15 protein-coding genes and 1 pseudogene are annotated in these 20,351 nt (G+C 53.8%); 3 read left to right on the top strand and 13 right to left on the bottom strand.

What is annotated here, in order from left to right; all coding sequences use genetic code 11:
* Window positions 1-3 precede the first annotated feature (3 nt).
* Entirely contained in the window at window positions 4-1,026 is a 1,023-nt protein-coding gene (locus K9N21_07065; GenBank protein MCF8143661.1) for a J domain-containing protein, read from the bottom strand.
* A gap of 152 nt (window positions 1,027-1,178) precedes the next feature.
* On the opposite strand from K9N21_07065, the gene K9N21_07060 reads away from it, so the two are divergent.
* Window positions 1,179-1,439 carry a DUF4129 domain-containing protein gene (locus tag K9N21_07060; GenBank protein ID MCF8143660.1) on the top strand — a complete coding sequence of 87 codons (261 nt, stop codon included), beginning with the start codon at window positions 1,179-1,181 and terminating at the stop codon, window positions 1,437-1,439.
* 22 nt (window positions 1,440-1,461) lie between these two features.
* Here the strand turns inward: K9N21_07060 and K9N21_07055 are convergent, their stop codons facing one another.
* A complete protein-coding gene (locus K9N21_07055; protein MCF8143659.1) occupies window positions 1,462-2,088 on the bottom strand; it encodes an endonuclease III domain-containing protein in 627 nt (208 codons plus the stop codon).
* 361 nt (window positions 2,089-2,449) lie between these two features.
* Between K9N21_07055 and fusA the strand changes: the two genes are divergently transcribed.
* Window positions 2,450-4,483: an elongation factor G gene (fusA, locus tag K9N21_07050; GenBank protein ID MCF8143658.1), complete on the top strand. Its 2,034-nt coding sequence runs from the start codon at window positions 2,450-2,452 to the stop codon at window positions 4,481-4,483.
* 16 nt (window positions 4,484-4,499) lie between these two features.
* Here fusA and K9N21_07045 read toward each other — a convergent pair whose 3' ends face one another.
* The 5 genes from K9N21_07045 to K9N21_07025 form a co-directional block, all read right to left on the bottom strand.
* Complete coding sequence (locus K9N21_07045; protein MCF8143657.1) at window positions 4,500-5,354, bottom strand: general secretion pathway protein GspB; 855 nt, start codon at window positions 5,352-5,354, stop codon at window positions 4,500-4,502.
* Entirely contained in the window at window positions 5,338-7,245 is a 1,908-nt protein-coding gene (locus K9N21_07040) for an AAA family ATPase (GenBank protein ID MCF8143656.1), read from the bottom strand. The genes K9N21_07045 and K9N21_07040 overlap by 17 nt, the downstream gene beginning before the upstream one ends.
* Complete coding sequence (locus K9N21_07035) at window positions 7,161-7,949, bottom strand: enoyl-CoA hydratase/isomerase family protein (protein MCF8143655.1); 789 nt, start codon at window positions 7,947-7,949, stop codon at window positions 7,161-7,163. The genes K9N21_07040 and K9N21_07035 overlap by 85 nt, the downstream gene beginning before the upstream one ends.
* Window positions 7,950-8,269: 320 nt before the next feature.
* Entirely contained in the window at window positions 8,270-9,706 is a 1,437-nt protein-coding gene (gene cdaA / locus K9N21_07030; protein ID MCF8143654.1) for a diadenylate cyclase CdaA, read from the bottom strand.
* A 3-nt stretch (window positions 9,707-9,709) separates the two neighbouring features.
* Window positions 9,710-10,009 (bottom strand): DUF2914 domain-containing protein, encoded by a 300-nt coding sequence (locus tag K9N21_07025; GenBank protein ID MCF8143653.1) that lies wholly within the window; start codon window positions 10,007-10,009, stop codon window positions 9,710-9,712.
* 803 nt (window positions 10,010-10,812) lie between these two features.
* Here K9N21_07025 and K9N21_07020 point away from each other — a divergent pair.
* Complete coding sequence (locus tag K9N21_07020; protein ID MCF8143652.1) at window positions 10,813-13,383, top strand: PAS domain S-box protein; 2,571 nt, start codon at window positions 10,813-10,815, stop codon at window positions 13,381-13,383.
* Between the two features lie 129 nt (window positions 13,384-13,512).
* Here K9N21_07020 and K9N21_07015 read toward each other — a convergent pair whose 3' ends face one another.
* The 6 genes and pseudogenes from K9N21_07015 to K9N21_06990 all read right to left on the bottom strand — a co-directional run bounded on the left by K9N21_07015 (window position 13,513) and on the right by K9N21_06990 (window position 20,311).
* On the bottom strand, window positions 13,513-14,352 hold the full coding sequence (locus K9N21_07015) for an amidohydrolase family protein (GenBank protein MCF8143651.1): 840 nt from the start codon (window positions 14,350-14,352) through the stop codon (window positions 13,513-13,515).
* A complete protein-coding gene (locus tag K9N21_07010; protein ID MCF8143650.1) occupies window positions 14,349-14,768 on the bottom strand; it encodes a TlpA family protein disulfide reductase in 420 nt (139 codons plus the stop codon). The genes K9N21_07015 and K9N21_07010 overlap by 4 nt, the downstream gene beginning before the upstream one ends.
* Before the next feature lie 454 nt (window positions 14,769-15,222).
* Entirely contained in the window at window positions 15,223-16,035 is an 813-nt protein-coding gene (locus tag K9N21_07005; protein MCF8143649.1) for a hypothetical protein, read from the bottom strand.
* On the bottom strand, window positions 16,036-17,709 hold the full coding sequence (locus K9N21_07000) for an FAD-dependent oxidoreductase (GenBank protein MCF8143648.1): 1,674 nt from the start codon (window positions 17,707-17,709) through the stop codon (window positions 16,036-16,038). It abuts the gene before it with no gap.
* A 5-nt stretch (window positions 17,710-17,714) separates the two neighbouring features.
* Window positions 17,715-18,446 (bottom strand): annotated as a pseudogene (locus K9N21_06995) (hydrogenase iron-sulfur subunit).
* Between the two features lie 260 nt (window positions 18,447-18,706).
* Window positions 18,707-20,311 carry a CoB--CoM heterodisulfide reductase iron-sulfur subunit A family protein gene (locus K9N21_06990; GenBank protein ID MCF8143647.1) on the bottom strand — a complete coding sequence of 535 codons (1,605 nt, stop codon included), beginning with the start codon at window positions 20,309-20,311 and terminating at the stop codon, window positions 18,707-18,709.
* Window positions 20,312-20,351: the final 40 nt, after the last annotated feature.

The raw sequence follows: 20,351 nt of genomic DNA, 5'->3' as shown, positions 1-20,351 counted from the left end.
CGGTCAGCTTTTCAGGGTTCGCAGGCGTTCATAGGCCTGTGTGATCTGAATAAAGGTCCCTTCATCACCCCCCTGGTCAGGATGGCTTTCTTTGGCACGCCTCCGGTAACAGCGACGCAGGGCCTTCCGGTCCATTTTTTTGAAATCCTCGGGCAGGATGCCGAGACAGCGACAGGCCTCCACCTCCGGCATGAACTCCGGGGCTCGGGACCGGGGGGGACTGTGAAAGCGGTGTTTCCTGATGAAGTCCTCGACGGTCTCCTGCCAGATGTTCTGCGGATCGAAGGGGTTGTCAAAATAGAGGATCAGGTACTTGGTGAGATAGGGATGGAGGGTATCCGGGTCATAACGCCCTACTCCCATAAAAAATTCCGGATCCCGGTTCAGTTGGCAGAGGTCTTCCAGGAGATATGCATCCAGTTTCTCCGACCCCAGGAATGCCGGGTGATGCCGGGTCAGGAGATGACTGAAATGACGCTGCATGTGGAGGGCCGTATAAATATAGTCCCCCATCTCGTGAGGCGGCAGATCCCTTTCCATCTCTTCAAGGAGGTGCTCAAGTTCATCACGGCTCTTATCCAGGAGTATGTTCAGGAACTTCCAAGGCCGTGCATCGAGATTCCCGATGTCCACTCTTCCGCAACGGAGATAGTGAAGCCGGCGCTTGTCAAAGGGATGGAGCCTTTGCTGCGCCGCCATCAGTTCATCTCGATTCAGCCGGGAATGGCGGCCGCTGCGGTTTTTGGGCCGCTGAAACATCTCCACGATCCTGCGTATTCTCGGATCGATAAAGGGCATGAAGAGCGCTTCCAGCGCATCGCTGTCAACAGGGCTCCCCTTGGCCTGAAGCCGCTCTTCCAGGACCTGGTCCACGTAGAAGCTGTTGCCCCCAGGATAGACAACGTGCTGCTCAGGGTCGGGACCGAGGTCCATCAATTGGCGGGACCTCCAGCAATCCACATCCCAGTAGGATTCGCAGAGGATGTAATGTCTTTCATGATTGACGAATCGTCTCTTCAGATACATATGGCAACCCCAGGTTTATGCCCATTTAGGATTACCCTATTTCCTTTGCCGTGTCCTGTCAACCCGCCGTCCCTTGAAGGGCGGTTGAGGGAATGATGGAGACGTTTGAAAACGCTGGTGCATCTCTCTTGCGATATGGCGGTTTTTTGTGATTGTTTTTGAAAATTTGCGGGCTGCCCCGTACCCCCAATGAAACGCCGCTGGAATACGGCGTTCATCTGGCAAGACGATTCCCGACCCTTGGAAATGATATCTCATGGATTGTGGAACTGTATAATCAAAGTGTTTATGGCGTGACTCAGCCCAATGAGAAACAGATCATGTCGGCCCGGCATTCGTTGAACAGGGTGCGGAGTCTACGTTACTGGCCCGCCCGTCTCAAGTCGTGGTTCCGGCCGCATCGGGGAATATAACACCGGCCTTTGGGGCCGATATCTACTCGGATTCCTCCCATCGGTGCAGGGGACACTCCGGGCAGAGCGGGTTTTTGCGGCAGTAGTGCTTTCCGGTCAGCACGATCAGGGCATGAAACTCGTTATACAGGGATACCTCTTCGGGGAGATGGTCCATAAAGAGGGACTGTATGTCGTGGTAGGTCGCCTCCTCCGGGGCCATGCTGTGCCGGCTCAGTATCCGGTGGGTGTAGGCGTCCACCACAAAGAGGGGCCTGTTGGCGGCATAGAGGACAATGCTGTCCGCGGTTTCTTGCCCCACACCGTTGACGGAGAGCAGCCCCTCTCTGATGGCATCGGTCTCCTGATTGAAAAAATATGCCAGGTCTCCGTCGTACTGATCGGCGATGTAATTGAGCAGATTCTTCAGCCGCTTTGCCTTGATGTTATAATAGCCTGCCGGACGGATTTCCTGAGCCAGTTCCGCTGTCGGCAGAGAAGCCAGACGATCGAGGGAGATGAGCCCCTTGCCCTTGAGATTTGAAATGGCCTTTTCCACATTTGTCCAGTTGGTATTCTGGGTGAGGATCGCCCCGATCATGACCTCCAGGGGCGTTTCTGCCGGCCACCAGTTCTGAGGACCGAAATGGGCCAGGAGGAGTTGGAACATCTCCAGCAACCGTCGACCCGTATGGGTGAAGGGGATGAATGGCTGATCCGGTGGTTCTTTTGCGGGGCAGGGTGGCTGTTTCAAGGCATGTTCTCCCGAAATAAAGATCTTATCGCTTGACAGGCGAATGAAGATACCTTAGATTTTTCCTTCATGTCAACAAAGCAACCGCCAAGTCAGCAATTCTCATTACAATATCTGTTTTTGTCCCAAAACGGTTGAGAGCGGCATTCTGCCATCCTGCTCCGGCGGGACCGGAAAGCCGCTTCCTCCCGTCTTAAGATGAGAATTGCTGCAGACACCCCGAGTTGCTTTTATGAATTGAGCAACCATATGGTGACAACAGAAAAAGTGATCTATCATGGCAAAAGGTCCATCCCTAAATAATACTCGAAACATCGGAATCATTGCGCACATCGATGCGGGCAAGACCACGGTGACGGAGCGTGTCCTTTTCTACTCGGGCCGTGTTCACAAGATGGGCGAGGTCCACAACGGCGAGGCCACCATGGACTGGATGGTGGAAGAGAGGGAACGGGGCATCACCATCACCTCTGCCGTAACATCATGCGAATGGCTGGGGCATACCATCAACATCATCGATACCCCCGGTCATGTGGATTTTACCATTGAGGTGGAGCGTTCCCTCCGGGTATTGGACGGGGCCATCGGCGTCTTCTGCGCAGTGGGGGGCGTGGAACCGCAATCTGAGACGGTGTGGCATCAGGCCGATAGATACAAGGTCCCCAAGATTGCCTTCGTCAACAAGCTGGACCGGATCGGCGCGGATTTTTTCAGGGCCGTCCAGATGATCAAGGACCGACTGGCCGCGGTTCCCCTGGTTCTGCAGTTGCCCTGGGGGGTGGAAGACAGTTTTAAGGGAGTGATCGATCTTGTCAACATGAAAGCTATCCTCTGGGAAGACGATTCTCTGGGTGCGAGATTGGCTATGGTGCCGATACCGGAGGAAATGGCCGCGGAGGCTGACCGTTACAGAGATCTGCTTCTGGAGACACTGGCGGATAAGGACGATCTCATTATGGAGCGGTATCTGGCGGAAGAGGAGGTCCAGGTTAAGGAACTCAAAGCGGCCATTCGTAAGGCCGTTACCCACATGAAACTGGTCCCGGTCTTTTGTGGGGCCGCCTTGAGAAACAAGGGCATCCAGCCCCTTCTTGACGGGATTGTAGACTACCTGCCGTCACCCCTGGATGTTCCACCCATCACCGGAATGAATCCTCTGACAGGGGAAGTGGAATCCCGGCCCCCAAAGGCCAAGGGACCTTTTTCCGCCCTCGCCTTCAAGGTCATGATGGACCAGGGGAGAAAGATGACGTACTTGCGGGTCTATTCGGGCACAATAGCGGCCGGGAGTCCGGTCTACAATCCGGGGAGGGGTCTTACTGAAAAGCCCGCACGCTTGCTGAAGATGCATTCCAATAAGCGGGAACGGATCGGAGAGGCCTCTGCAGGGGATATTGTTGCGGCAATGGGCCTCAAGCTCACGAGCACCGGCGATACCCTGTGCGACGAAGCGCACCCCATCCTGCTGGAGACGATCCAGTTCAATGAGCCGGTGATCAGTGTGGCTGTGGAGCCCAAGGGCGTACAGGATCATGACAGGCTTCTGGATGCCTTGGAAAAGCTGTCGGATGAGGATCCCACATTCAAGTTCAGGATCGATGAAGAGACCGGCCAGACACTCATTTCCGGAATGGGTGAATTGCACATAGAGATCATTGTGGGAAGGCTTAAACGGGAATATCTGGTTCCCGTGAATCAGGGCAAACCCCAGGTCGTATACAGGGAGACCATCACCGTGCCGGTGGAAGAGGAAAACCTCTTTAAGAGAGAACTGGCGGGTCAGGAGCATTTTGCAGGCATTCGGATCCGCATATCCCCCTTGCCGAGGGGAACCGGAAATCTGTTTGTCAACCAGTGCGACGATCCGATGCTCACAGAGGCCTTTGTGGAGGCCATCAGCAACGGTATTGCCGAGGCCCAGGCCGGGGGGACCCTGCTGGGGTATCCGGTATGCGATGTTCAAACCACGCTGCTGGGCGTTCAGATAAAGGAGAATCTCACCGATGTGATGGCCTTTAAGGCGGCTGCCAACATGGGCTTCAGGAGTGCATTTCAGAAAGGCGAGCCTGTCCTTTTAGAGCCCATCATGAAAACCGAGGTACTGGCGCCGGAGGAATTCACCGGCGAGGTGATCGGCGATCTCAATGCCAGGCAGGGAAAGATCGAGCAGATCTCCAGTACCGGCGTGATCCAGGTCCTGACCGCGAGTGTGCCCCTGTCCAAGATGTTCGGATATTCCACGGCCCTTCGTTCGGTCACCCACGGAAGAGGCACCTTCACCATGCAGTTCAGTCATTATGACCGGTCTTGAATCCGTTTGTTTATCCCTATCGCCAGACCTGCACCCGGGCCTGACCCTCTCCGTAATCGATAATCACCCCCTCCTGCGTGATCTCTTTCAGGATCGGCCCGTTCTCCTTGAGTTGATCTCCGGCCTTGAAACTTTTCATATTGATAAAGACCAGACGCTCGGCCGGATTCTCCGAGTATGAATGGACATTGATCTGGAGTTCGCCCACTTTTTCCCGGACCTCGAAGGGGAGTTCGCTGAGCAAGGGGATGGATGCCGGTTTGACGGGACTCGCCTCGGTCTGCAGGTCGGCCGGAAGCGGGGGAGGGGGGCTGTCCGGATCCGCCTCTGTCTGGGGCGCCGCCGGTTCAACAGGTTCGATCTCCCTGGTTGACGGAACAGACGGGGCCGGAGCCGGGGGAGTGCCTTCATCCGAGGGTGGGGGCTTCACATCCGGTGTTTCGCCGGCTGGTTTGGACCCTGTCTCCGGAAGGGCCTTGGCCCCTGTGTCATCCGCCGTCTTCGGGGGAGGGGCAGGCGGGGCTTCCTGCTTCGGGGCCGGGGAGGGACCTGGCGGGCTCGGGACACTCCTCTCCGGTGAAGCCGGGGAAGCGGGTGCGTCTATCTTTGCAGGCGGCGGGGCTGTCTCAGATGCGGCCCGGGCGATAGAAGCCTCTGTCGGCACGACGGGAGGGGGAGGATCGGGGCCGTCGGGCCACAGGATAAGTCCGACCACAATGGCACTGACCAGAAAGATGCCGACAATCCAGAGCCACGGCCGAATGCCCCTTTGTGGAAGATGATCTTCCTCGTAAACCGCGGTCAAATCAGGCGGCCGCTCCAGTCGGCGGTCACGCTCAGCGCGTTTGAGCGCGTCAAGGATAAACGACATGCTTCTCTCCCTTCGTTGCCCGGGTATATAACAAAGGAGTGGCATTGTCTGCGCTCGCCTTGTTCAATTGAATCAATGTCTGCTCTCCCACGATGCCATCCGCTTTCACAAAGTTGGTTCGCTGAAATTCCATGACCCGCCTTTTTAGCTGTTCATCAAACAATGGGCTGGGCGACGGGTCCTGTGATCCGCTCAGATCGGAATCCGCAGACCCGGTTCCCTGTGCCCGGTCCAGTTGAACGCGCAGCCACAGCACGTCCGACCCCCTGTCCCCCTCCTTGATCACAGATGAAGCCAGGACCGGCGGTTTCCATAACAGTATGAATTCTCCAAACCAGAAGGGTTCGATCGCGGCCTGGTTCAGTGTGACCTGTTGATCATCCAAGACCAGCGTAATCATCTGGTCCTTCATCCGAATGGCCGCCACATGATGCGGTCGCTGATCACGGTCGAGCAGCTTCAGGATCACGGGCCGGTTCAGATGACGCAAGGTGGTCCAGTTGCCCTTGTCCATATAGCAGCGGAGTCCGATCTTTCCGACACGTTCACACGGAGTGGTTCCGGTTAACCCTGGATAGTCGGCCTGCCATTGTCTCAGGAGGGCCGCAAATGCCGTGTCCATGTCCGTTCTGACTGTCCCGGTTGCCAGCAATCCAGTCAGCGCATCCGGATCGTCGGTCTTTTCTTCCTCTGCTTTCATATTATGGCTGAGACGTTCGGGGGTAAAAGGCTTTTCCCCCGCCTCGGCTGAGGGCCCGGCGCTCAGAGTCTTTCCATCGGCTCTTTCCAGCTTCTCCGACTGCGGCTTCGGGACTGTGGGAGCCGCCTCGGAAAGGGCGCTGTGGGGTCCTTCCTCTGATATCATCATCTGGTTTTCGATCATCGGGTGGACGATGAACTGCCATCCCGCCCACGCCAGTGCACAGGCCCAAAGGGCCAGGGCCCAGCCGATCAATCTGCGGGGCCGGGCGATAACTTTGGGACCCATGACCTCTGATGCAGCCTTTCGCAGCAACTGCCGGTCGACGCGTTCAAGCTGTTTGGCATAGGCGCCTAAGAGGGCGCGGTCACAAATGGTGTTAATCAGTCGAGGAATGCCCCCGGAAAGGGTATGCACCAGCCGGAGGGATCCCTTTGTGAACAACTGTCTTTTGCAGCCTGCAACCTCCAGGCGGTGTCGGATATAGGCGGCTGTTTCATCAGAGAGGAGCGGGCTCAGGTGGTAACGGGCCGTAATCCTCTGGCCTATCTGCCTCAACTCGGGCTGGGCCATCATGATCTGAAGCTCGGGTTGACCGATGAGGAGGATCTGCAGGAGTTTGCGGGTGGAGGTCTCCAGATTGGTCAGGAGCCGGACCTGTTCCAATACATCGATGCTCAGGTTCTGGGCCTCGTCGATGATCAGTACGGTGCGACGGCCGCCGGCATGAATATCCAATAGATGTCGGTTGAGCCGGTCGATGAGGACCTTGAGGCTGTCTGTACCGGCGGGATAGGCGATCTTCAACTCGTCGCAGAGGGAGGCCACCAGTTCGAGGGCCGTCTGTTTGGGGTTCAGGACCAGGGCCACCTCCACCCCTTCAGGGACCTGGTCCAGCAGACTCCGGCACAATGTGGTCTTGCCGGTCCCCACCTCACCGGTCAGGAGGACAAAGCCCCCTTTGTCGCCCATGCCATACAGGAGATGGGCCAGGGCTTCTCGATGCCGCTGGCTCATGAAAAGAAAGCGGGGATCGGGCGTAAGGGAAAAGGGATTTTCATTGAGACCGAAATATGCCGTATACATGGTTACCCTGGACCCATCTCTCAACAATCCGTATTGAAAATGGGCCTTCTTTTCTCCAGAAAGGCCGCGATTCCTTCTCTGCCTCCCGGTTGGTCCGCGGCCCATGCCAGGAGATGCCGCTCCTTTTCCAGCTGGGTTTCAAAGGAGGTATTGAAGGAGTCTGTCATCAGGCGTTTTGACGCGGCAAAGGAGGTGAGAGAGCCCCGCTGTATGACCTGGATCATTTCAATGGCCCTGTCGAGCGCCTTTCCGTCCTCCACCACCTCAGTCACGAGACCCCAGGAGAGGGCCTTTTCAGCATCAATGGGCGGGTCGAATGCGGCAATCTCCAGGGCCCTTGCCATCCCCACGAGTCGCGGGAGGGAATAGGTCCCGCCACCGTCGATGCTCAGACCGTTTGCGGTATAGGCCTGTCTGAGGAGGGCCGAGGCCTCCATGATTCTGAAATCGCAGGCAAGTGTCATGGAAAACCCCCCTCCAGCAGCCAGTCCGTTGATGGCCGCCACCACCGGCTTGGGCATGCGTCGTATCTCCAATATGGCCTGATGATACCGGGCGGCCAGTTCATGAAATGCCGATCCGTGACGCTCCCCGCATTGACTGATCCATCTCAAATCGCCACCGGCGCAGAAGGCTTTCCCCTCGCCTGAAATCACCACCCCGGTCACATTCCGGTCAACGGCCAGTTCAATCAGCATGTCGGCCAACACCTTAATCATGTCGAGACCGAATGCGTTATAGGCCTTCGGACGGTTTAATGTAACAAGCGCCATCCCCCCTCTTTTTTCCAGGTTTACCGGTTGATCCATGTCCTATTCTCCCCTTATAACGATTGACGTGTCATTTGTCAGTCGCCCATTATCATACGTGGCTGATCCCTTTAAAGGGCTATGGAAAGCACTCCTGGAATTCCCCCTGTTGTATGTACAGGGCCACATGTTATCTCAAAAAGAACGGACAAAGGTGTCCAAGTGGATCCTCGCACCCAAGGTAACAAAGAAAATAAATAATATCAGCATGATATAATTTTATGTGCTTTGGACATTGAAGCGGGAGTCGTTCATTTCAGATGGGAATATATATGAAAGAAAAGGTTATTTCAATGGAAACCACAAACTGGAATCGCTGCCTACTCATTCCTTTCCTTCACCTCGTACTCCACAACCACTTTGTCTTTTGAGCCGGGTTTCAGCGTCAGAAGGGCGGAAGGGATGACCAGTTTGGCGTCTGTCTTCCCCGTACGGGTGATGTCGTTCAAGGGGATGCGGGTGGTGTAGAGCGTCGACATGCTGTCAAGGATGGTCCTGGGTCCGATCAATTCCACTTTTGAAGGAATAATAGTTGATCGGACAAGAATAAGCCCCGGCGCCAGTTTCCCCACCCAATCCGCCTGCACGGGAAGAGCCTTCTGGGCACGTTCATCAATGGTGACATCGACGACCATGGGCCTGACCTCTTTCAATGAAAGTCCGGGCGGGATAGAGAGGTGTTCATTGGTGATGGCGAACGTGTTAGAACCAGAGACGGCATTGCTTAGGTCTATTCCTACTCGGATTTGTTCGGGCTGAATGGATCTCAACAGTGCCCTGGATCCCCTCAAATATAGGCGAACCGAGGCCGTGGATGTGTTCAACAGCTCCAGATTCGGATTACGGTTGGCATACTCGATGGGAATATCAAAAGTCTTGATGGCGTCAAAGCCTCTGCTGATACTGAACCAGACAACGGACACAATGAGAAGGGAGACGAAGGCGGCAGCATAAAGCTCGCGTCTTTCTTTCAGATAACGGGTCCTGTTTTCCCGAATGCCCAGATGCCTTTTGAGAACCATGGTGAGGTCTTTTTCCGAATGGATATTGTTCAGGTCGCCGCCCTGGGCTATGGTCACCGTGCCTCTTTCCTCGGACACGACAATGATCAGGGCATCCGTTATCTCAGACAATCCCGCAGCGGCCCTGTGTCTCGTCCCATAAACGGAGGGTAAATTCTTTCTTTGGGAAAGGGGCAGAATGGCTGAGACCTCCACTACCCGGTTTCCCCGAATAACGGCGGCCCCGTCATGCACCGGATTGTTCGGCCAGAAGATGCTCTTGATCATCTCCGTGGAGATCTTCCCATCCCAGGGCACGCCCTTTTGAACGACCTCTTCTATGTCTTCCCTGCCAGGTAACACAATGAGGGCGCCGATACGCTGCTGCGCCAGTCCATAAACGCTCTGTGTGATGATATCAATGGGTGTCCTGGCCTGTTTCTGGGGCAGACCCCAGAGAATAGCCCAGATATTCCTGACCCGGAAAACGGATCGGATCTCGTTTCTAAAGACAACGATCACAATAAGAGCTGCCACAGCGATGATGCCTTCCATCATCCAACTCGTGAGAATAAGGCCGATGGACACGGCTATTCGTTGCAGCACCCAAAGGAAGGCAATGCCGGTGAGGACCCGGAAGGCATCCGTCCCTCGAAAAAGCGCATAGAGACGAAATAGGATATAACTGTTGAAAGCGATATCAACAATATCCTGCCATCGAATGGTGGAGATAAGCATCAGGATTTTTTGCAACAACAATTACTCCGTTACACTGAAACGCAAGGTCTGGAAAATCTTTCCGTTCGCATCGGTGATCTCAACCTTCCACGGACCCGCATCAGAACTTGGCAGGCGGATCTTGCTGAAGCTGGCCCATTTGGGCGGCTTGAGCGTTAGTTTGATTCTGCCTTGAGGGAGGTCCCGTTTGAACCAGTTGTGGTAGATCTCTGTTTTTTCAGGGACCGGGTCGAAGGCTGTAAAACAGATGGCCTGTCCCAAGGTTGCGGAGAAAATAATGGTTTCGTTATGGGGTTCGAATTCTCTCATCTCCTCGCACATGAGGGCCCTGATTAGGGTCAGTGAGGCGGGTCTCTCGGGGGGCGAGGGTCGGGCCGTGTCATCTTCCTGGGCCCAGGCGCCCTGAAAGAGGATAAGGAGGATGGCGGCAATCAAGAACCCTGTTGATCTTCGAGTATGACTTGTTTCCATAAGAGCACTTTCCGTCTAAAAGGAGAAGAACCGGCGTTTGGATGACTTTCCTCTTTGAGCGTCATGGTCATCTTGATTTCTATTGATGGTAAATCCCAAGCAAAGGCGGGAAGGGATAAACTGCCGAAATCAGCATATCAGAACTGCTCTCCATTTTCAATGGCGGAGGGTAGATTGATATGAGGGCCTTTCATTATTTGTGGATTGAATTCCAAAGAAACGGGAGGGTTGGTCATAAAAAGAGAGAAAAGACTGGTTGCATCAGGGTCAGCCGTGCAGCAATCGTGCGGCATTTACCCCTTTGATCCGGTCCATTTGTTCGGAAGACAGGCCTGCTGATGAATATTTTGACTATTTTAACCGATCAATTTCAGCCCAAGATAAAACTCGGGGCGCACACCCATTTCTGTCAGTTGGCCGGTGGAGGGAGCGTTTCCCGCTGCCCGATTGGCGAGCGACAGATTGTTTCTTAATCTTTCTTAATCATATCCTGAGCCGGATCTACCGGACCGATGCTCGCTGCCGGTGGGCGGAAGCCCTTTTCTATCCTCTGGCAATCAGGTCATCTTGAAAAAAATAATTAATATATGGAAAAATAAATCAATACTCTGTATTATTCATCAACGACCCATGAAATATTCCGAGGTTGAATTATGCACTCCTATACGGATGTCGGCAATTCAAACAGCCCCCTGCATGTCTGGCGTGAGCGCATTTTTTTTGTAATTTTCTCAAGCGGTATCCTCTTTGGGCTGCTAAGCTACGTATCGACGCTCAGGTATGCCGTAACGAGAGGACACCTTCCCGGCAGTGCAATCTTCTATACATCGGTCTATCTCTGTGCGGTCATCATTTTACTGGTGCGTCCCATTCCCTTCGCCGTTCGTGCGGGAATTGGTCTCTTTATCTTATATATACTTGGGTTAGCCACTCTGCTGACCGTGGGACCGATGGGAACCAGTTCCATCTGGCTCTTCACCTTTGCCGTAACGGCCACGCTTTTACTGGGCCTTTGGGCCGGACTCACCGCCTCAGCCCTTAACATATGTACGTTATTCATTTTGGCACAGCAAATGAGTGCGGGCCACTTGAAGTGGCTGTTAACCATGCCATACACATTGGGTACATGGAGAACGACTTCAGTAACGTTTGCCTTTCTGAGCTGTGTGATTGTCGTCTCTCTGGCCATATTGGTTCGAAACTTGGAAAAGGCCCTGCTAAAAGAGCAGGCCTTCACCGCGAGGCTAACCTCTATCAATGAACAACTTGAACAGGAGGTTACAGAGCGGAAACGCGCCATAAACGATTTGGCTGAATCTGAAGAGAAGTACCGGACGCTGTTTCAAGGTTCCTTGGAAGCGATGAGTCTGACGCTGGATGGAAAGATCATCGATGTAAACCAGGCATGGCTGCAGATGCACGGATTCGAGGTAAAGAGCGACGTGCTTGGGATGGATATCTCAAATATTATTTGTCAGGAAGACCGTAAAATACTTCTGGAACGTCGAGAAAGATGGCCGCATTATGAAGATCGTCTTTACGAATTAAGAGATCTCCGTCGCGACGGATCCTTTGTAGATGTACAGGTCTACTCAAGCGAGATTTCATTTGGGGACAATACATATATCATTGCCACAGTCCGTGATATCTTGAAGCAAAAACAGTCTGAAAAGGCCCTTCGGGAGAGTGAGGAAAAATACAAAACCATCCTGGAAAATATCGAAGAAGGCTACTATGAAGTTGATCTTCAAGGTAATTTTACCCTTGTTAATGACGCGTTGTCTAAAATCATGGGGTATCCCAGAGATGAGCTGATGGGGATGAATACCAGAGACTATGTGGATACAGAAGATATTGAACAAGTACAAAAGGCATTCGACAAGGTCTACAATACCGTGGAACCCGAACAAAGTGCGGAGTGGCGAGTTTTGAGGCCGGACGGTTCCAGGAGAGATGTGGAAGCTTCTGTATCTCTTGTCAGGAACATGGAAGGTCAGCCGCTCGGATATAGAGGTATCATACGGGATGTGACTGAACGAAGGCTCGCAGAGGAGACCAAAAAAAGGTTTGAGAATCATATCCAGGTGGCCGAAAGGATTGAGTCTTTAGGTACGCTGGCCGGCGGTATCGCCCATGACTTCAACAATATCCTCATGGGGATCCAGGGAAGGATCTCCTTGATGTTGATGAATATGGATGAATCTTATCCTCCTGTTGAGCATCTCAAGATCATAGAAGATTATGTTCAAAATGCGGCAAATCTTACCAAACAGCTTTTGGGCCTCGCCAGAGGTGGAAAGTATGAAGTGAAACCCGTGAACCTGAATGAAATTGTATCGAGGACCTCTGAGATGTTCGGAAGGACAAAGAAAGAGATTACCATTCACTCCACCTATCAGGATGATATTTGGATTGTGGAGGCAGACCGGAGGCAGATAGAGCAGGTGTTGCTGAATATGTATGTCAACGCCTGGCATGCAATGCCTGGGGGCGGAGAGATGTACATTGAAACAAGAAACGTCGTAATCGATGAAGAGGATAGCATATCCTATGCGGTGGATCCGGGGAGGTATGTCAGGATATCTGTTACGGATGTTGGGATTGGGATGGATGAAGCAACCCGGCAGAGAATATTTGACCCGTTCTTTACCACCAAGGAGATGGGGAGAGGGACGGGGCTGGGACTGGCCTCTGCCTTCGGGATCATCAAAAATCATGGCGGCTTCATTAACGTCTATAGTGAAAAGGGGCATGGAACTACCTTTCATATTTGTCTAAAAGTGACTGGAAATGCGGCACCCGAGGAAGACGCACAACGTGCAGGGATTCAAAAGGGATCCGAAACAGTTCTTTTGGTCGATGATGAGGAGATGATCACTAAAATTGTGAAGGAATTGCTGGAAACATTGGGTTACACGGTTCTTCTGGCCAGAAGCGGCACCGAAGCCATAGAAACATACAGAGCATCCTGGGAAACAATTGACATCATCATCCTGGATATGATCATGCCGGGTATGAGCGGCAGTGAGACATTTAACCGGCTGAAGGCGATCAATCCAGATATGAAAGTCATTCTATCCAGCGGTTACAGCATGAATGGCCAGGTCAAAGAAATATTGGATCGGGGGTGTAACGGCTTTATTCAGAAACCCATCAGGATAGCTGACCTATCACAGAAATTGCGAGAGATTCTGGACGATCGACGTGGAAGGTGTAGGAAGTGAGACTCAGGCGAAACATGCCCAATCTCATTCTCAATCGTAATGAGGGCCTTTTGATGATTTACGAGTTGAATCCAGAGGCAGCGGGCGGGGTGGACAAAAGAAGAATAGAGGAAAGGAATCGCCCGGAGGTCAGAATTTCAGCAATCGTGCGGCATTTACCTCTTTGACCTGGTCCATTTGTTCGGAAGACAGGCCTGCTGAGACCATTTCTTTGAAATAACGCCCCGGACTGAGGAGGGGATAATCGCTTCCGAAGAGGATCTTTTCGAAACCGACGATCTCCCCGGCAATCCGGTAGATCTCAGGGGTGTAAAGAAAGGGCGAGGCCGCCGTGTCAAACCAGACATTGTGTAATGCCTCTTTCACCTCTCTTTTCATGAGGCCGTAGAACAAAAGACCCCCTCCCCAATGGGCCAGCACGATCCGGTTGGAGAGATATTCCCTGACAAAGTCGTATATCTGTTTGAGGGTGTTGGGGGTCTTTCCCGGATAGGCGTGTCCCACCGGTTCATTTACATGGAGGAGGAGCGGTGCGTTGGTTCGAGAGCAGAGATCCATGACGTCTTTCATGCCCTTGACCACTTCTGAAGTGAGCCCGGAGCCGTAAACCGCTAATTCCCCCACGCCTGAAAGTCCCTGTTCCAGGCAGCGTTCGGCCTCCCGGGCGCCCCCCGGGGCGCGGGGCGAAAAGGTGCAGAAGCCGGTTAACCGATCGGGGTATCGATGGACCGATTCGATAATATAATCATTATGCCTGGTATAAAGCCCGGCTTTTTCCCAGGGGAACCCGAAGACGACCGACCGCTGGACCCCTTCTTCGTCCATACTCCGGATGAGGTCCTCTGCACTTGCAAGCCTGGCATCGGGAAAGCTGTAGATGGATTGAAACGCAGGGTCCTCATGAACGAGTTGATCCCTCTGTTGCCTGAAGGCGGGGGGGAAAAGGTGGGTATGGAAATCGATAATCATCGAATCACTGCGGCCACGGATTTTTCAAGGGCATCAGGCTGGAATCCAACAATCTTATCGCGGATCCGCCCGCTGCGGTCAATGACGAACATGGTGGGTATGGCGATCTGCCCGCTCGAAAAATAGTCCTCCATTATTTCCTGGTTGAATCGCATGAGCGGATAGTCAATCTGAGTCATTTTTTTATAGTTGCGTAGATCCGCGTCCTTAATCAGCTGCGGATCATCCACTGAAATGCCGAGGATGACCAGGCCGTTGTCCTTGTATTGCTCATGGAGTTTGGCCAGTAAAGGGACGGTCATCTTGCACGGACCGCACCATGTGGCCCAGAAATCCAGGAGTACGACACTGCCGCGGTGTTGTTCCAGAGAAATTGTCTGACCTGAAAGATCTGAAAGGGAAAAATCGGGTGCCAACGGGCCGGCTTCAACATTATTATTGCATCCCAAAGACAACATAAAAAAACTAAAACAGATGAATACCACGATAGATAAAATACTTTTATTCAGCTTCATGGGGTTCCTTTTATTCAAGAGTTGATGTCGATTCACTCTGATGAGTATTTACTATAGAGACAAAAAAGTCAAAAGGTTACAAAGTGACGGCCTCGGTTCAAAGGAGGCCCCCTCTTCTGCGGTCACAGGACCCTTCATCATCTTGAATCGACGTGAAATGCTGCGATATGCGAGTGCGAGTCGTGGAAATTGGTGTGGAGAATCGCATTTTCCCTGAGATTCCCTCAGTCAATGCAGCTGCCGGCCATTGAAACGGCCGGAACGCCAAGAGACGCTTAACGTCGCAGGGAGATAGCCGGATCTCAACAGATGCCTGGCAGGGTCACGGCCGGTGGAAAGAGGGTCGTCTTCCCGTTTACGAGATATTCACATCCAGCCGTTTACTCAACGAAACGAGTTCGGGGAGAGTCTTTGGCGTGGTGAGGACCACGACCAGATCAAACGCCTCTTCCTGTTGCTGACCATTCATGGAGTAGCGGAGGGCCAGGGGGGTTCCTTCGGCCGTCCTTTCAACAGAATCAGGGGCCCCGTCCACTATCCTGAGCCCGGAGACCCGCTCAGCCTCTGAAAGGAACTCCTCCTTGAATCCCTGGCTGAGAGGGGCCACCAGGACCGCCTCCAATCCCTCCACCCTGTCCAGGGCGATGATCGCCTCGTTGACGCCCAAGACCAGTGCTGAGGACCGCCCGTCGTCATCCTTTTTAGAATCGGCCTTGATAATGGCCAGACGCCGGGGGATGTCTCCGTTGAGGGGGGAGACCACCAGACCGTCCGTGGGTCCGGTGGGTGAGAGCATCCGCTCGAACTGGAGATCGGTGATCACGTCTGCGTAGGTTCCGAAGCCCAGCTCGGCGGCAATCGGATAAAAAGCGTTGTCCTGTCCCTTTGTGATAACCACCTCATCAAATTGAAGGTCCAGTTCCTCATCGGGGAGGGAGAAATCGATGGCTTCAGGCCCGCATTCGGCCCAGCACAGGGCGCATCCCAGACAACGTCGGCAGCTCAGGCATCGTTTGGCCTCAGCCAGTGCCACCGCTTCGGGAAACCCGGTCTCCACCTCTGCAAAGTTTCCCCGCCTCTCATCCACCGAAATCTCGGGCATCTCTGCCCTCGGTGTTGGGACATCGTCGAATGGGATAATATACCTTTTTTGCTTTTCGTAGATCATCTATTTGCTCCTGAGATAGGTATGAATGCCGTCTGCCGCCTTCTTGCCCGCAGCAACTGCACGAATGGCGATATCAGGACCGGTTACCACGTCTCCGCCCGCAAAAACGCCCGGGACATTGGTTTCTCCTGTTTCCGGATCGATGTCAAATGTATTCCAGCGATTGATGTCAATCCCATGATCTTCGCCTAAGAAATCAAGGTTGGTGCCCTGGCTGATGGCCGGCACAATGGTCTGCGCATCAATGACGTATTCCGAACCTTGAATGGCTACAGGCCTGCGCCGCCCGGAGGCATCGGGCTCTCCCAGTTCCATCTTGATGCACTTCATGCCCGAGACCCGCCCATCTTTTCCCAATATCTCAACAGGAGCAGCCAGATACTGGAGGATGACCCCCTCGTGTTCGGCTGCGTCGATTTCCCACGGATTGGCGGGCATCTCCTTCTTGGTCCGTCGATAAAGGATGTACACCTCGTCAAAACCCATCCGCCATCCCACCCGCGCCGAGTCGATGGCCGCGTTTCCGCCGCCGATCACGATGAGTTTGCCTTTGACATCAAAGGGTTTTCCAAGGGCCTGCTCTCTCAAAAAGGTGACGCAGTCCACAATCCCCTTGCCCTCATATTCATCTTCGCCGGGCACCCGAAGCTTAAGCCCGCGGTGACAGCCCGCTCCGATAAACAGGGCGTCGTTGTCTTTTCTGAGATCTTCAAAAGAGACGTCTTCACCTACGCGGGTGTTGTAGCGGATATCAATGCCCATACCGGCAATAAGGTCCACTTCACGTTTCAGGAGTTTTTTGGGAAGCCGGTATTCCGGGATTCCCACCCAGAGGTAGCCCCCCGGCACGGGGAGTGTTTCGTAAATGGTAATATGTTGATATCCTTTTCGTGCCAGGTGATAGGCGCAGGTCAGGCCCGCGGGCCCGGCCCCGATTATGGCGATCTTCTCGGGGTATTTCTTTTCAGGGACTTCATAGACCGGCTCAATCCCTTTGTTCAGCTCCACATCCGCTACGAACCGCTTCAGGAAACAGATGCTGATCGGTTCATCCAGGTATTGCCGGTTGCAGGCCGTCTCACAAGGGTGAGGACAGACCCGGCCGATGCTTCCCGGAAGAGGAAGCCGGTCCCTGATGGTGGCCAAAGAGTCGAGATAGTTCCCGTCGGCGATTTGACCGACATAGGTCCGGATGTCCAGATTGACCGGACAACTTCGCTGGCAGACGGGCATGTCTTCTTTAAATATGTTGTACTCGCCCGTGGCCGGATTAAAATAATCCACCGCCGTCCGGAACGTAAACCCTTCGTCAAAATCATCAAACATGTTGACAGGGCAGACCTTGATGCAGGCCTTGCAGTCGGTGCACTTGGTATTGTCCACTCTAAGGCTATGCTTCAGAACGCGGGCCTGAATCTTCCCGTTATCCTTTTTGACCTTCTTTAGGTCGCTGTAGGTCAGGATCCTGATACTATCGTGATGACGCACGGCGTCCAAATCCGGATTGATAAACGCCTCTCCGGGTTTGATGAGCCGGTCTCTGGGGATCCGCTCGGCGCCGAGAGTGGGAAATTTTTCCACGATGGTCGCCTGTTCCCCGTTTTTTGCCCTTTCAAGGGCCGCGCTGACCCCATCGATCCCTCCACCCACAATCAATACGCTTTTATCATCCACTTTTGTTACACCTCTTGGGGAATTACCTGAAAGGTTGGCGATTGGCCGGCGATCTTGTCCAGGGCCACCATCCCTTTTCGCTTGAGAGCGGTGATATACCGGAATACCCTTTCGGATGGAATGGCCAGGTTGCCGGACAGATCCTTGACGGATTGTGCGCCCTGACGAAGGCTGGCGAGGATTTCCTGGGTCTCCATCTCTTCCACGATGATCATGTCGATGGCGCGGTTGAACTCATGTTCCGTAAAGATCTCGCCATACATGTTTCCGGATGTGAGGAAAGGGGTTCGCTTCCCGATGACCCATCGAATCTTTTCACTGGCGAGTACGGCCCTGGCCGCCTCCAGCTTTTTGTAGAGTTCAGGGGCCGCTACCCGGTCTCCGTCTCCACCCAGCGGACCCAGGCCGCGCAATTTGGTGTCGAATTCGGTGACGATGTCGACGAATACGGAGCCCTCTCCTGAGGAACACTGCCGGAATGCCAGCCGGTCTTCATTCATCCCGATGTGTTTGAACAGCCTGCGGGTCATGTCCAGCTTGGCCTTTGCCTGGTAATTTCCTGTGATGTAGTGGCAGTCTCCGAAATAGCAGCCCACCACCAGCAGGCCGTCCAAGCCCCTTCCGAACGCTTCTGCTACCAGGGCCGGGTCAATCCTTCCTGTGCACATGAGCCGAACAATTTTGATATCCGGTGAATACTGTAGTCTGGAAACTCCAGCTAAGTCTGCGGCTGCGTATCCTCACCATGTGCAGCAAAACGTCAATATCTTAGGAACGAAGTCGGCCAATTTAACCCCCTATGAGATTGAAAATTGAACATTGAAAAATGATGGTCTCGTAAAAGATCGGGTTCCTCACCAGGCCCTCAGAGAGCACAGAAATCTCCCATTAAAATTATTGTCTCCATCTTCGCGAGCCCTGCGTCTTTGCGCGAGATTCTCATTCTTTACGGATGCATCAAAATTGAAAACGGGCGACGGGTGTTCATCGTCGGTTTTCAACCCAAGTACGCTTCCAGCTGGGACCTGATCTGCCGGTCCGTGAAGGAGTTTATGGACAAGGCGTGCTGGTAACATGTGGCAGCGCAGACGCCGCATCCCTTGCAGGCCACGTCTATCACATGGACCTTTCTCCCCGTTTCCGTACGCTGAATCTCCAGTGCCCCGTAAGGGCAGAGGGCCACGCACAGCCCGCACCCGCGGCAGGCATCCTCATCGGCCAGCACCGATATAATCGGCTCCACCACCACCGATCCCTTGGACAGGGGGATGGATGCCCTGGAGGCGGCGCCCAGGCCCTGTGCCACGGCCTCTCGGATATTGGCCGGAAACCGGGCGCTGCCGCAGAGAAAGATGCCGTCCGTGGCGAAATCGAGCGGTTTCAGTTTGACATGTCCCTCCAGGAAAAACCCGTTTTTATCAATGGGGACCCGGAGGAGCCGGGAGGTGATCTCGGCGTCTTCCTGTGAGACAAGAGGGGTGGAAAGGACGACAAGATCGGCGGGTAGTTCTATCTCGCGCCCCAGGAGGGCGTGATATGTTCGGACCTTGTCAGGTTCCACCTGAGGGGGTCTCTCAGGATCGTAGTACATATACCGGACCCCCCCGGCCTTGGAATCCCGGAACATCTCTTCATTTTCCACGCCATACATCTGCATGTCCCGGTAAAGGATGGAAACCTTTGCGTCCGGGTTCTGTTCCCTGATAAGCATGGCGTTCTTGACAGCGGTCTGACAACAGATTCTGGAGCAGTAGGCCCTTTCTTCATTGCGGCTTCCCACACACTGGATCATGACGACGTTCTTGATATCAGGGTTCAATCCCTCCTTGAGAAGCGTTTCCATCTCGAACTGGGTTATCACGCGTTTTCCATCGTAATGGTAAAGACCCTCCGGCACAAAGGCGCGGGCCCCGGTGGCAACGATGATTACGCCGATATCGATATTCTTGACGCCCGATTCAGTTTCAATGTCCACCTTATACTTGCCGATGAATCCCTGGACCTCGGCAACCTTGGCATGGGTGAACACCGTAATATTGGGATGATCGGTCACGGCCCGAACCTTTTCTGCTGCAAAATCACTTGCCGGCGTCATGGTGGGCCCCAGCCGGTTCAGTCGGTTCAGCATCCCCCCCAAGGCCTCTTCCTTCTCAACCAGGACCACTTCATACCCCCTGGTGGCGAGGGCGAGGGCCGCGGTCATACCGGAAATGCCGCCGCCGATCACGAGTGCCCGGACCTGGACCTCGGATATAATCACTTCCTGAGGTTCCAGCAGGGCGGCCTTGGCCACACCCATCCTGATAAGATCCTTGGCCTTATTGGTGCCGTTCTCCTCCTCCTTCATATGAACCCAGGAGCACTGGTCCCGAATGTTGACCATCTCAAAGAGATACGGGTTGAGTCCGGCCTCACCGCAGGAGCTCCGGAAGAGGGGTTCATGGGTCCGTGGGGTGCAGGAGGCGACCACCACCCGGTTAAGATTCTGCTCTTTTATCCCTTTTTTAATCTCATTGATGCCGCCCTCCGAGCAGGTATAGAGATTTCTCTGCACAAAGGTCACGTGGGGGAGCGTCTCGGCATAATCCCCCAGTTCCTCCATATTCAGGTATCCGGCGATATTGGATCCGCAATGGCAGAGA

It is taken from the genome of Deltaproteobacteria bacterium (assembly GCA_021737785.1).
GTDB lineage: Bacteria > Desulfobacterota > DSM-4660 > Desulfatiglandales > Desulfatiglandaceae > AUK324.
The sequence above is the reverse complement of the archived record's forward strand: the minus strand, read 5'-3'. Positions and strand labels throughout refer to the sequence as shown.